This window comes from Desulfofundulus sp., from assembly GCF_049701015.1.
Classification (GTDB): Bacteria; Bacillota; Desulfotomaculia; order Desulfotomaculales; family Desulfovirgulaceae; genus Desulfofundulus.
In genome coordinates this window covers 1-13,903 of record NZ_JBNATZ010000049.1, presented here as the reverse complement: position 1 = coordinate 13,903, position 13,903 = coordinate 1, and the positions used below count along the sequence as shown (strand labels likewise).

8 protein-coding genes are annotated in these 13,903 nt (G+C 56.2%); 1 reads left to right on the top strand and 7 read right to left on the bottom strand.

The genetic code is table 11. The features are described 5' to 3' along the window. Positions 1–463: 463 nt before the first annotated feature. Both yunB and tyrS read right to left on the bottom strand, forming a co-directional pair. A complete protein-coding gene (yunB, locus tag ACPLUI_RS04925) occupies positions 464–1,144 on the bottom strand; it encodes a sporulation protein YunB (protein ID WP_424659163.1) in 681 nt (226 codons plus the stop codon). Between the two features lie 198 nt (positions 1,145–1,342). Next, positions 1,343–2,563: a tyrosine--tRNA ligase gene (gene tyrS / locus ACPLUI_RS04920; RefSeq protein ID WP_424659162.1), complete on the bottom strand. Its 1,221-nt coding sequence runs from the start codon at positions 2,561–2,563 to the stop codon at positions 1,343–1,345. A gap of 209 nt (positions 2,564–2,772) precedes the next feature. Between tyrS and ACPLUI_RS04915 the strand changes: the two genes are divergently transcribed. Next, positions 2,773–5,124 carry a transglycosylase domain-containing protein gene (locus ACPLUI_RS04915; RefSeq protein ID WP_424659161.1) on the top strand — a complete coding sequence of 784 codons (2,352 nt, stop codon included), beginning with the start codon at positions 2,773–2,775 and terminating at the stop codon, positions 5,122–5,124. A gap of 56 nt (positions 5,125–5,180) precedes the next feature. Here ACPLUI_RS04915 and ACPLUI_RS04910 read toward each other — a convergent pair whose 3' ends face one another. The 5 genes from ACPLUI_RS04910 to ACPLUI_RS04890 all read right to left on the bottom strand — a co-directional run. Further along, positions 5,181–7,541 (bottom strand): endonuclease MutS2, encoded by a 2,361-nt coding sequence (locus ACPLUI_RS04910; RefSeq protein ID WP_424659160.1) that lies wholly within the window; start codon positions 7,539–7,541, stop codon positions 5,181–5,183. Positions 7,542–7,885: 344 nt separating this feature from the next. Then, on the bottom strand, positions 7,886–10,441 hold the full coding sequence (locus ACPLUI_RS04905) for a DUF3656 domain-containing U32 family peptidase (RefSeq protein WP_424659159.1): 2,556 nt from the start codon (positions 10,439–10,441) through the stop codon (positions 7,886–7,888). Positions 10,442–10,460: 19 nt separating this feature from the next. Further along, positions 10,461–11,417: an NGG1p interacting factor NIF3 gene (locus tag ACPLUI_RS04900; protein WP_424659158.1), complete on the bottom strand. Its 957-nt coding sequence runs from the start codon at positions 11,415–11,417 to the stop codon at positions 10,461–10,463. 263 nt (positions 11,418–11,680) lie between these two features. Next, positions 11,681–13,240 carry a hydantoinase/oxoprolinase N-terminal domain-containing protein gene (locus ACPLUI_RS04895; protein WP_424659157.1) on the bottom strand — a complete coding sequence of 520 codons (1,560 nt, stop codon included), beginning with the start codon at positions 13,238–13,240 and terminating at the stop codon, positions 11,681–11,683. Next, positions 13,237–13,903 (bottom strand): DUF917 domain-containing protein (locus tag ACPLUI_RS04890; protein WP_424659156.1); only part of this gene is annotated, 667 nt, incomplete at its 5' end. The genes ACPLUI_RS04895 and ACPLUI_RS04890, both read right to left, overlap by 4 nt.

Below are 13,903 nucleotides of genomic sequence, written 5' to 3'. Positions count from 1 at the left end.
TCGCCCGTGCTCTATCGGAATTACTGCTTCCTTATCCAGCAAGGTCGGACCCCTCAAACGCCCCCCAAAGGAACGTCTCTCACGGGCCCCCTCGCTTTACCTTCATACTCCCTGTTCAGTTTTCAAGGACCGACACTTTTGTATTTTACTCGCCAATCCGACCTCTGTCAACACTTTTTTCATGCCGGACGGCAAGTCTGTTAAAAATATGTTAACATTACCATTGCCGCTCGTCAAGAGGGTTTTCCTCTCGACTCATTTTCATGGACACATTCCTTCAATGTCGCCTGTTCACGGCGACATTTTTCATTCTAACAGAATGCATTTTGGAGATCAACATGTAATTTATGGTAAATGCAGCTATCCATTTAAAAGGCGCGTCCTGAAATGTAACACACTAAAAGTAGCTGGTCAATGTTTTTCTCAGTATGTTTCCACAACGGACTCTTTTTATGCACACTTCCTACGGGTTGTTGCCGGCAGTAATGTTCTGCCCGCTTAAAAGGCCCCCCGGGATACTGACAAAGGTACCGGGCACCTGGCCCACAATGATGCTCTCCACCAGGGGTACGCGGGTGGCAACCTGTGCTGTGGCACTGTGGGCAGGAACTACGATACGCACTTCGGCATCAAAGTCCAGATATATACGGTGCCGTGTCTGGTTTATACCGGCCTGTTCAAAACGGTCGTCCACCCTGACCCGGACACTGCCCACCGGTACAATACCCACCGGAATGCGGGGACCCAGGCTTGACAGCAACTGGGTACCGGTAACCTGACCCAGGGGGATACCGAATGATTCCCGGGACATTTGCTGCAGCGCGGACTGGACCATTAAAGTAGCCTCGGCCGCAAAACGGTCAATCTTCAAGGTGTTGGCCTGCATCAATACCACATGTCCCTGGTTATCTTTATGCACCTGGATAAAGTCCTGGTACTGCAGGTTGCTGTCTAAAATCTTTTGTTCCACCGCCCTGTTGATTGCCTCGGTGGCCAGCTGGACGGCCCGGGTTTCCGCTATTTTCAAAATGGTGGGCTGCAGGACCCGGTCAAACCACAGGAACATGGCCAGGAGCAGCGAAAAGATAACGGTCCAGGCAAAAAAGGCCCGGTAATTCCTGTTTCTTCTGTACAAGCAGGTCACCCCCTCCGAGGGGAGTTAACTTGAGTCTCCCGGGAAAACCGCATGATTGTCCCTGAAACATTATATGTCAGCCGGACATGTAACCCGGCCTGGACACCCGGCCTGAAAAAAGAAAAACCGGCCAGACGCCGGTGAATTCACTTGACGGCCTGAACGGCCAACGAAACCTTTCATCCCACGGGACAAGCCCGCGGGTTTTCAGAGGCAGATTTTTATAAATTTTCTTTTCCCCGCCCTGATGACCATGCCGTCAGCCGGAACCAATTTCAAGTTGGGGTCTGTAACTTTTTCCCCGTTAATCTTGACCCCCCCTTGCTGAATCAAGCGCTTGCCTTCGCTCGTACTGCATACCATGCCGGCCTGCTGGAGGAGCCTGGGCAACCAGATGCTGCCGTCTTCCAGCATGTCCGGCGAGATATGAAATTCAGGCACTTCATCGGGCAGGTCGTGCTGCTGGAACACGCGCTTGAACTCTTCTTCTGCTTTCAGCGCCGCCTCTTGCCCGTGATAAAAAGTTACTATTTCCCGGGCCAGGCGCATCTTCACGTCCCGCGGATGCAGGCTCCCGTCGGCCAGCCCGGCGGCAATGCTGCGGACTTCTTCCAGGGGCACGGGTGTAACAAGTTCAAAGTAACGCAGCATGAGCTCATCGGGAAGGGACATGGTTTTCCCGTACATTTCCCGGGGCGGCTCATCAATACCGATGTAGTTCCCCAGGCTTTTGCTCATCTTCTGTACGCCGTCCAGACCTTCCAGAATGGGCATCATCAAGGCTACCTGGGGCTCCTGGCCGTATTCCCTCTGCAGCGTCCTTCCCATGAGCAGGTTAAACTTCTGGTCGGTACCCCCCAGCTCGATGTCCGCTTCCAAAGCCACCGAATCGTATCCCTGCATGAGAGGGTAGAAAAACTCGTGAATACTGATGGGCAGACCTTCCCGGAAACGGCGGGCAAAATCTTCCCGCTCCAGCATCCGGGCAACGGTATACTTGGCAGCCAGCTCAATCACCTGGGCAAAAGTAAGGGGGGAAAGCCACTGGCTGTTAAAAACCAGCCTGGTCCGCCGGGGATCCAGAATCTTATAAATCTGCTTTTCGTAGGTGCGGGCATTGGCCCGTACCTCTTCTTCGCTGAGCTGCTTGCGCGTCTCTGATTTTCCCGTAGGGTCGCCGATGCGGGCAGTATAATCTCCCAGGATGATAATCGTTTCGTGGCCCAGTTCCTGAAACTGCCGCATTTTTTGCAGCACGACGGTATGGCCCAGATGAATATCGGGAGCCGTGGGATCCAGACCCAGCTTCACCCGCAGGGGCCGGCCCGTGGTCAGGGAACGCTTCAGCTTCTGCACCAGTTCTTCTTCGGAAATGATCTCCGCGGCACCCCGTTTGATGACCTCCAGCTGTTTATCTATGCCGAGCATCTTTCTTCTCCTTTCGCCTTGCCCTTTCCAGAACCTTAAACCATATCATATCAAAATAAACTATCCCCTGACAAGGCAGGTCTCCCAGAACTGAAGTGGTGGTCAAACTTTGTTGCCAGTTATGTTATAATGCTGGTATCAAAGTCAGTGGGAGGCATTGCACATTGGCCAGAAGAAAAAGAAGGAAATTAAACTTCTTTCGCTTATTCTTGTTTTCAGCAATCCTGCTCGTAACGGCCGGCGGCGTGACAGCACTTGGCCTGATAGCCATCAGCATCAAGGATCTGCCCGCCTGGAGTGAAGAAAAATTGCTCTCCAGTGCATCCACTTCCATCTACGACCAAAATGGAAACCTGATCACCCGGGTAGGCGAGGAAAACCGTATACCGGTTGGCCTCAAAGACATACCCAAACATGTGCAGGAAGCCTTTCTGGCTATTGAAGACGTGCGCTTCTACCAGCATCACGGGGTAGACATCCGCGGTATAGCCAGGGCGGCCTGGACGGACATAACCGGCGGCTCCATCCAGGAAGGCGCAAGCACCATTACCCAGCAGCTGGCGAAGCTGTCTTTCTTAAGCCAGGAACGGACCTTTAAAAGAAAAATCCAACAGGTGATCCTGGCCCTTATACTTGAAAGGCACTATACCAAAGATGAGATCCTGGAAATGTACCTGAACAAGGTGTATTTTGGCGAGGGAGCCTATGGGATTCAGTCAGCTGCCGAAACATACTTCAACAAGCCGGCCAGAGATTTAACCTTATCGGAGGGTGCACTTTTAGCCGGCCTGGTCCAGGCTCCCAGCGCGTACGACCCTTTTCTCAACCCCGAAGGGGCTACCAGGAGACGCAACCTGGTTTTGGAAAACATGGCCCGTTATGGGTTTATTACCCCCGAACAGGCCGCTCAGGCCAGGGCCATTCAACTGGATGACATGCTAAAGCCCGGCCAGGGACGGCAATATCCTTACCCTTACTTCGTAGATTATGTAACAGAAGAACTTGTCAATCAATATGGGTCTGAACAGGTTTTTAAGGGAGGACTGCGGGTATACACCACCCTGGACCCGAAAATACAGGATGCAGCAGAAAAGGCCCTCTCGGACCCACGCAACTTTCCGGCCTCGGTACGGGACAGCCAGGGTATTTTACAACCTGAAGGAGCTGCAGTTGTACTCGATCCCCACACGGGTTACATAAAGGCCATTGTCGGTGGGCGGGAGCACACTCACAGGCTGCAGTGGAACAGGGCAACCATGGCTCCGGGAAGACAACCCGGTTCTACATTCAAACCAATCATTGTCTATGGTCCGGCTGTCGAATATAAAGGAATGGGGCCGGCCTCGGTAATTGATGATATTCCTGTGACATATGGCAACTATAACCCCCGGAATTACGACGGGCGATACCGGGGCCTGGTAACCATGCGCACCGCCATTGCCAAATCAATCAACGTAGTAGCAGTGAGGGTGCTGATGGAACATGTGGGTATTGCCGATGCCCTTAAATTTGCACGGGGACTGGGTATCAACCTCAACCCCGACACCCACGGCCCGAGTATAGCCCTGGGAGGCCTGCACGAAGGCGTAACCCCTCTGCAGATGGCAGCTGCCTACGGTGCTTTTGCCAACCAGGGGATATACCTGGAACCAACTGCTATCACCCGGGTGGAAGATGCCAGCGGACACGTTATGTATGAGTACCAGCCGAAACCCTTCCAGGCTATGAAGGCCACCACCGCATACCTGATTACCGACATGCTCAAGACCGTTATAGAGAGCGGCACGGGTACGAACGCCAGAATCGGACGCCCCGCGGCAGGTAAAACCGGTACTTCGGACCAGGGCAAGGACCTGTGGTTTGCAGGATATACTCCTGAACTGGTAGGGGTGGTCTGGATAGGCTACGACAAACCCAGGGCCATGCCCCATGAATTTGGCGGGCGCTACCCGGCCCTTATCTGGCGCCAGATCATGACCAGGGCACTTCAAAACACACCTGTACAGGACTTCCCCAGACCGCCGGGCATCGTAAGCGCCACAGTGGACAGTAAATCGGGGTTGTTACCCGGTCCAAATACCCCGCCACAAGACATGGTCACCGACCTCTTCGCCCAGGGAACCGTACCCACCCGGGTTGATGATACCCATGTGCTGGTAGAATTATGTGCCACCACGGGACAGCTGGCCAGCCAGTATTGTCCAGAGAGGATCACCCGGGTTATGATAAAACTGCCATATAACGTACCAAGCTTCGTCGAGGACTATGCCCAGCGGGTCCCTTCGACCGTCTGCACGCTGCATACAGCCAGAGAACCGGCACCAGCCACGGAGTCCCCGGAACAGCCTGCGCAGCAGGGACAACCCGGGCAGACCGGTAAACCCGGGGAGGTAGTTCCGGAGTCTCCCGGCCAGCTCAACCCGGGAGAGCAAACTCAAGATTCAAACCAGCTTCCAGGACCACAGGGACAAACGGGAGAAAAACGGGGACCGTCACAAGCTCCGGGGGGAGAGACCAACCCGGGACTGAGATGGTTCGGGCACCAAAAATGGAGCCCGTAACAAGCTAATAACAAGGGGCCGTTTGATTACCGGTATCAACGGCCCCCAACCCTTTATCAAGCCAGTTCTACAACGGTAACCCCCGCACCCCCTTCACCATGCTCGCCCAACCGGAAGGATTTAACGCGCCGGTCCGTTTTAAGCTGCTGCTGGATGGCAGCCCGCAGAGCTCCGGTACCTTTACCATGAACCAGGTAGACCCGGGACAATCCGGCCAAAGTGGCGTCGTCCAGGTACTTCTCCACTTCATGCAGGGCTTCTTCCGCCCGCAGGCCCCGCAGGTCGAGCCTGGTGGAAATGGACCGGGTTTTGTCCTGTACGAGTGAAGCCACCCGCACCTCCCCCCGGGAAGTCTCGTTTTCCGCAGGCAAGCGCAGTTCCGCCAGGGGTACGTTAACTTTGATCACGCCCACCTGGACCTGCACCTCACCCGCCGCAGGCAGGGCCACCACGGTACCCTGCTGGTTGAACCGTGGTAAAAACACTGTCTGGCCGGGACTCACCGAGGCAGGAACAATACCCGGCTCCGGCCCGGGACGAGAGACCCGGGGCTGCAAACGCTCCTGCATGCCCGCCAGCTTCTCCCTGGCCTCCCGTATGGCCTCCTCCCGGACCCTGGCTGCTTCGTCGGCCAGCCGCGCCCGCAGTTCCCGTACGGCCTCTTCCGACTCCTGCCTGGCCCGTTTAACGAGCTGCCGTGCCTCTTCCCGGGCCCGGGCCAGGATGTTCTCACGCCGTTCAAGCAGCTCATTCCTTAAAGCCTGGTACCGCTCCTTTAATTCTGAAGCTTCCTCCCGCATGCGACGGGCCTCTTCCAGTTCACGTTCCGCTTGCTGGCGGGCCCGTTCCAGCTGCTGCATGAGGTCCGCCACCTCCAGCTGTTCTGCGGTCATGAAGCTCCTGGCCAGCTCAACCAGGTCCGGAGCAAGACCCAACCTCAAGGCTATCTCAAAAGCATTGCTCGACCCGGGTTTGCCAATCAAGAGCCGGTAGGTGGGCTTTAAGGTAACAGCATCAAATTCCACGCTGGCATTTTCCACACGCTCCCTGGTACAGGCAAAGTTCTTCAGCTCCGTGTAATGGGTAGTGGCCACGGTTCTGGCACCCATTTCATGCAGCCTTTCCAGTATGGCCCGGGCCAGGGCCGACCCCTCGGCAGGGTCGGTTCCAGCCCCGAGTTCATCCAGGAGAACGAGACTGCCCGGACCGACCCGGTTTAAAATTTGTATAATGTTGGTCATGTGAGAAGAAAAGGTGCTCAGGGATTGTTCAATGCTCTGTTCATCTCCGATATCCGCAAAGACTTCGTTAAAAATGCCTGTTTCGCTGCCTTCGCCGGCGGGGATGTGTAAACCAGACTGGGTCATCAGAACAAGCAGGCCCACAGTTTTTAAAGTGACGGTTTTCCCACCGGTGTTGGGACCGGTGATAACCAGGGTATCAAAGCCGTAACCCAGATGGATGGATACGGGTACCACGTGGCCGGAGAGCAGCGGGTGCCTGGCCCGTTTTAAATTCAGCCTGGGCACCGGAAGCAGCCGGGGCTCTACGGCATCGAGCTGCTCGCCGTAACGGGCCCGGGCCATGATGAAGTCGAGCTGACCCAGAGCCTCCAGGGACCGGGTCAGTTCCTCACCCCTCACTGACACGGCACCGGAAAGCTCGCTTAAAATCCTGGCGATTTCCTGTTTTTCCGCCACCTGCAGGCGGCGAACCTCATTATTACTTTCCACCACGGCCATCGGCTCGATAAAGAGGGTGGCTCCGCTGGCCGACTGGTCGTGGACTATTCCCGGAACCTGGGCCCGGTATTCCTGCTTCACGGGCACCACGTAGCGCCCTTCCCGGATGGTCACTATCGGGTCCTGCAGGTACTTCTGGCAGGCAGGAGAACGGATGATACTTTCCAGCTGCTCCTTAACCTGCTGCTGGGCACGCTGGAGCCGGCGTCTGATGCTGGAAAGAGTGGGGGAGGCGTCGTCGGCTATCTCTCCCCCGGGCAGAATGGTCCTGTTGATTTTCTTCTCCAGTTCGTTGAAATTGCCTATATTCAGGGCAATCTCTTCCAGAAGGGGGTAGCGCCCCGGACGTTCGGCAAAAAATTTCCTGATACGCCGGCAGGCTCCCAGGGTCTGGCCTATCTCAAAGAGTTCCTGGGGTTCCAGCACGGCCCCCCGGGTTGCCCTCCGGAGGTACTGGCGGATATCATGCCAGCTGCCACCCGGATCGGCACCGGGCTCAAGGCGCAGGAGTTCCCTGGCCTGGGTGGTCTGAGCCAGCCAGGTTTGAACGGTCTGCCTGTCCGTTACCGGGCGCAGGGAAAAGACCTTTTCCCGGCCCAGGGGAGAGATGGTGTACCGGGCCAGGTTTTCCAGCACTTTGTCGTATTCGAGTCGTTTTAGTGTCCGTTCATCCATAATCGATCCCCTATTATCATAGCATTTTCGCCAGTTGATTGCATCCTAGAAAATAAAGGTTAAATAATACTTGCCTGCCGTTTGCACGCGCTCGCTCCGTTCGCCTCGCAGGCCAAACTATCGCTCGACCTCGGGCTCCGGCGGGGTTCCCGGCCCATTCGGCATCCATGCCTCAGGGGCCGGCTTCGGGCATCCATGCCCTCAGCCCCGCCTCCGCCCTCAGTCTTGCTAAGTTTGGCATCTGCTCGGCTCAATGTCGCTCGCTTACGTGCAGAACGGCAGCGAGTTCAACTTCTTCTGGTGACTGAAAGCGTCATGGGCGTCTACTTAAAAGTTAAGGGGGGCTATTCCACCCCCCGGTAGTAGTGACCCGTGGTCAGGCCGGCAGGACTGTACTGCTTCAGGCGCTCCCGCAGCCGGGCAAGCTCACCGGTATCCCCGGCCGGGCCTGCGTCCAGGGCCCGGCGGTAAGCCTCCACAGTGGCCCGGGCATACTCCGCCCCCCGCCCCCGGGCATCGATACGCAAGGAAGCCACGCCCATCTCCACGAATTTATGAACATCATCCACCAGGCAGAGGTCCCGGGAATTAAACAAATGCATGCGGCAGAACTGGTCAACTTCCAGCGGGAAGACAACCCCCACCCGGTCTTTAAGACCGCAGCGCCTGCCTCTACAGGGACCGGCACAGTTCCTGCCGGGAGCCAGCCCCCCCAGAAGGCTTCCCAGAGCGCAATAACGGGAAACCATCAACTCCACCGCGCCCTGGACCAGCACCTCGGCGGCAAAGCGACCCCTCTCAACCAGGACGGCCACCTGCTCCATGGTCAGTTCCGGGGAAAGAGCTACCTGGACGGCACCCTGGTCTAGAAGATACATGGCAGTACGGAGGTTGAAAACGTTGAAGGCCAGGTCAGCATACAGGGGCAGGCCGGTACGGGCCACCCGTTCTATCAACCCGAGGTTCCCAACCAGCACGCCCCGGGCCGGCAGCTTCCCGGCCAGCTCCAGCAGCCGCTCTACAGCAGCCATTTCCGGGTCATGGATTATCCGGGGCGTGGAAAGGATAAAGCGGACACCATGTTTCTGGCAGATTTCCGCACCCCGGCGTATTTCATCTTCACCCACCGGAGGACCGGAGCGGAAACTTTCACCTCCAAAATAGACCTGGTCCACCCCGGCAGAAACGGCAGCCTCCAGGGAAACCAGGTCGGTAACCGCTATGGAGAGCAAAGGCCTTTTGCCAGGAGACCAGCCAGCAGGCAGAACCCGGCCCGCAGCCTTCAACCGGGCCTCCGCCAGCCTGCGCGCAAAGACATCCTCCGGTATGGGAGGTGCCGGGCGGGCCGATTTTATCCTGGCTGCTTCCAGTTCCTCGACGGCCCGGCGGCGGGCCTCGTTAATTTCTCCCACGGGTACAATGACATTACCGTCCAGTTCGCAGTAGACATCCTTCAAGGCAAAGGGAGTGTTCCCCAAACGGTCGAGCTGTCCTTTTAAAAACTCCGGAGTCAGGGGCCTTCTGTCGGCAGGACGGGCAGGAGTGACGCCGGTCCCCACCCCACTGTGCCCGGCCTCGTCTTCGACCCGCACCTGGACAGGCTCTCCCAACCGGACCCGCACATGGAATACAACCGGGCTCTTGCGCACTTCGCGGGGCGAGGCAAAGGTAGCCCTGGCCCGTTCCATTAAAGACGAGTCGTGTGTCTTGAAGAGGCGGTCCTGGGGCCTGACCTCACGGGGCAGGGAAATCTCCACCACCGCACCGGCGGGGGCATGTTCCACCTGCCGCCCCTTTTCCCAGATGGCATGCACTTCAACACCCACCCGGCCGCCCCGGCTTACCCAAACCTCAATCCCATCCCCCACCCGCAGGGGTTGTTCAAGAGCCACTTCTGCCCGGCCGGTACGGGCATGATAGCGGACCACCCGGCCGAGGAACAATCCCCGGTTGTTGGGCCGCTTATAACTCATCAGCTCGTACCCGGGACGGGTAAAAAAGTAACCGGTGGTAAAATCCCGGTTAAAAATCTGGGCCAGGTCCCTGGCCTCTTCCGGCGTAACGAAAAAGTCTCCGCCCGCCAGGGCCCGGTCGATGAGGTTCCGGTAAACGCGTACCACCGTGGCTACATACTCCGGCCGTTTCATGCGCCCTTCGATTTTAAAGGAGTTTATCCCGGCACGGATGAGATCGGGCAGGTGCTCGGAGAGGTTCAGGTCCCGGGGACTCAGCAGGTATTCCCCCACTTCCCGGGGTTCGACCACCGTCCGTCCCCTTTCGTCCACGAGGGTATAGCGCAGGCGGCAGGGCTGAGCACAGCGGCCCCGGTTACCGCTGCGGCCGCCGATCATGCTTGAGAGAAGACACTGGCCGGAGTAACAAATGCACAGCGCACCATGGATGAAAACCTCCAGCTCTGCACCGGTAGCATCCTTAATGGCCCTTATCTCCTCAAGGCTCATCTCCCGGGCCAGTACCACCCGCCGAAAACCAAGAGCCAGGAGTTTTTCCACCCCCGCCCGGTTGTGGACAGTCATCTGAGTGCTGGCATGCAGGGGCAACTCCGGCAGCACCTGCCGGGCCAGTGTGGCCAACCCCAGGTCCTGCACGATTACACCGTCCGCTCCCGCCCGCTGCAGGAAATGGAGGAATCTGGCCGCATCCTCCAGCTCTTCATCCGACAGGAGGATATTCACGGTAACGTAGACCCTGACACCCCTGATGTGAGCATAATCCACGGCTCGCTGCAGTTCCTCGTGTCCAAAATTGGCCGCACCCTGGCGGGCGTTATAAAGTTTTCCGCCCAGGTAAACGGCATCAGCACCATTTTGAACCGCCGCCACCAGACCCTCCCAATCCCCGGCGGGAGCGAGCAACTCGGGTTTAGATAAACGGGTCAAAGGCTGCCTCCCTCCAATGCTAAGACCGGCGGCTGGCTCTTAAAAGCCCCGCGCAGGGGATAATTTCCACGCCCCTGGCCTCCAGTTCGTCCAGGAAAAGGTTCATACCCAGGGAATCGCTGGCCATGTGGCCGGCAATAATTACGTTGATATGGTTTTTCTCCGCCTCTTTGCGGTGTTTTTCACCGATATGCATGACCAGAAGCGTCCCCACTCCAGCCTGAGCCAACCTGGCGTAAGCATCCTCCGAGCCGCTGGTACCCCCGGTCATATCCACCATGATCTTGCCGGCACGACGTTCCCTGGATCCCACCACAATGGTCGGACCGGCTTTATATTTAACAGCTTCCCTGTATTCGGGCTGTTCTTTCAACAGTTTTAAAATGTCGCCCAGGGTCTCCGGCTGTTTCTCATCCATCAGCTTCTGCAGGAAGCTGGTCACCAGGTTGTCGGCGGCCGTGTGCACGCTCATAAAAGCCAGACCTAAAATCCGGGCGGCATCCAGAGCCCGGTTGTGGTTGAGGGGCAGTATGCCCCGCCTGACTTCTGCAATGCGGGAAGACATGATTCCCTCGGCAATGTTAATGGGCACGCCAAAGCGGGCCAGCACATCCTCCTGCAGGTGCATCACCTGGTGGAGTGAAGCCATGGCCTTGCCTTCCGGATGGTGGGAAATGATCAGGTCCACAGGCTGTCCCTTTTCCCCCAACCGGTCGGCCAGCAGAACTTCCCCCACTTCCATATCAATACCCACCAGCACCCGGCTTACTTCCTTTTCCGGGTCCCCCACCAGTATACGGGTATCATCGTAGGGGTTGACCAGCCGCTCGACATCGTATTCTTCTTTTTCCTCATCCTTCATTTTTTCGTATTTTTCCTTTTCCCGGGCCAGGAACTTTTGCACGGCCTCCAGGCCGCGGGGGTCGTTTTGCATGCCTTTGGCAACGGCCAGTTCGTAAATTTCCCGGATCTTCATTTTTTTAGTCCTCCTGTTCTTAACATTGAGCTGAAAATTTATCTTTTTTTATGCTCTCTTTCTCCTGATAGGTTATGCCTGCTGGAGCCAGATAAAGTTAAATTCGCCCTGCCCGGCGGATTTCCTCCGTTTAAAAATGAATCGAGGGGGATAATAACCCCCTCACGCTTTCGTTTTTCCTGTTGAAGACCGGGCTTTAGCTACTCCTGGTCCCACCACTTGTGAGGCTTGACAGGTGGAACCATATAAGTAATCCGGCTGTGTTAACTCCCATGCTTCAGGTCGCCCGCCGCTTTAACCCTTATACGGGTCGCGTTGCCTGGAAGGTACGCCAGTGGCACATCTTCCACCTCCACAACCTGCACTGTGGAGGGTTCGGCCCCGGCTCTAACCGCTTCTTCACAGGCCATGGCCCTGGCTTGTCTCAGAGCCTCTTCGCGGCTTATCTCACTGAGGGCAAATATCCGCTCCACCTGACCGCTCACCTGGGCGATGGCGGCTCCCAGAGCATTGGCCACATCGTAGTGAGCCGGGCGAATTATCTCTGATACTCCTTCCACCTCATCTGTAATGAGGACACTCCCACCCCCAACAAGTATGAGAGGTACGGGTTCGGCTGAAAGTTTCATTTTATCAATCGCCTCATTAACAAGGAGCATCATTTTTTGCAGGCAACGCCGCGCAAAACTCTCCTCTATATGGCTTACCAGCGAAGGATCACCAATCTCCGCGAGGCCCAATCTCACGGCAATGTCGGTAGCTGTCAGGACGCTACCACCAAAAACGAGTGCTTCTTCCGTTAACCGGTAACCCACGCTCTGGGGGCCGACCTGAATATCTCCATCTACTTCCTGTATGATCGTTCCCCCACCCAGCCCGATGGAGATCAAATCAGGCATGCGGAAGTTGGTGCGCACCCCTCCTATTTCTACAGCCACCGAAGATTCCCTGGGGAAACCATTAACAATTACCCCAATATCGCTGGTTGTCCCCCCTACATCCAGAACAATGGCATTTTGCTGCCCGCTCAAGAAGGAAGCGCCCCGTATGCTGTTGGTCGGCCCGCAGGCGATGGTAAGAATAGGATAACGGATAGCGTAGTCGATGGACATAAGCGTGCCATCATTTTGACACAGGTAAACACGGGCGTTTTTAACGCCCTCCTGCTCCAGAGCAGCCTTAAAGCCGAGTGCTGTGGTCCGGGCTACTTCTGCCAGGGCCGCATTTAAAATGGTGGCGTTTTCTCTCTCCAGAAGCCCAATGGAACCAATTTCATGGGACAAGGAAATGGGTATGTCACCTAATTCTTCCTTTATTATCTCAGATGCCCGTTTTTCGTGGTCGGCAGAGATGGGAGAAAAAACCGAAGTTATGGCTACAGAATCAACTTTACCTTTAAAGGCCCGGGCTGCAGAGCTAACTTCCCCGGAGTTAAAGGCCGCAATCTCGCGGCCGTCAAACTCATGGCCACCGCTTACCAGGTAATATTCTTCACCAATCGCTCTTACCAGGTCGGACGGCCATGCCGCCATGGGAGCTATAGCAGCCGTAGCCGGTTTTCCAATGCGCAGTATGCCCACACGGCACAGTCGCTTGCGCTCGACTATCGCATTGGTGCAATGGGTTGTCCCAAGCATGGCGTAAGCAATTTCATTTTTGTTGATGCCTGCCTCGCTCAAAACTCTGCTCAAGGCAGTATAAATTCCCGTAGTTACATCCTGAGTAGTGGGCGTTTTCACCCTGGCTATAAGGTTGAGCTTTTCATCAATAATTACTGCATCCGTATTGGTACCACCCACATCTATACCAAGCCGGTAACTCACTGCTTCTCTCCTCCTTGCGCCAGCACTTCCACCGGCACATAATCGAGATCATACCCGAAATAACGGGGCCCCACCGTTTCCAGACCTTTGGGTGTACGCCATTTTTCATCGCAAGGTATGCCCAGGACTAGCACGCGATTGCCATACCTCAACCCTTCCGTAGTTATGGGTATGGCCGTTTCCAGATTGACCATGCATATCAGGTCGGGTACGGTGGCCACTACCCTTCCTTCCCTAATGGCCACGAGGTTTTCATTCTGGAACCTGACCTGTAACACTTCGCCTTTGTACTCCTCTATCCCCTCGAGTTTAGCTTCACCCCGGGCAAAACCACCTTCCGTCCGCCGCAAAATATCAACTACTTTACCTTTGAACAGCTTGAAACCACCGGTTGCTTTGAGAAGAGCTTCAGACGGGTTCTCCCCACGCTGGCGAGCCTCACGAATCACCTTACCTATCTGCGCGGAATAAGAAACAATATTTTTTATGCCGGCTTTTTTAAGCACCCTTCCCGTCATGGGGTAAATGCTCAACATAACTGAACCGCCCATAACCACGGTAGCGTTCCTGGCCAGGCTTTCGGTCCAGAAATTGTCAACTGTTTCCAGGATAATGGTGTTTCCCTTCTCGTCTGCCATAACCATGGGAGTGGCCGGTACCCCG

Bases quoted from the DNA above. Each gene is read 5' to 3' on its own strand.
- tyrS (WP_424659162.1), bottom strand. From the start codon at position 2,563: ATGCTCGGCATAGATAAACAGCTGGAGGTCATCAAACGGGGTGCCGCG.
- ACPLUI_RS04910 (WP_424659160.1), bottom strand. From the start codon at position 7,541: ATGGATGAACGGACACTAAAACGACTCGAATACGACAAAGTGCTGGAA.
- ACPLUI_RS04900 (WP_424659158.1), bottom strand. From the start codon at position 11,417: ATGAAGATCCGGGAAATTTACGAACTGGCCGTTGCCAAAGGCATGCAA.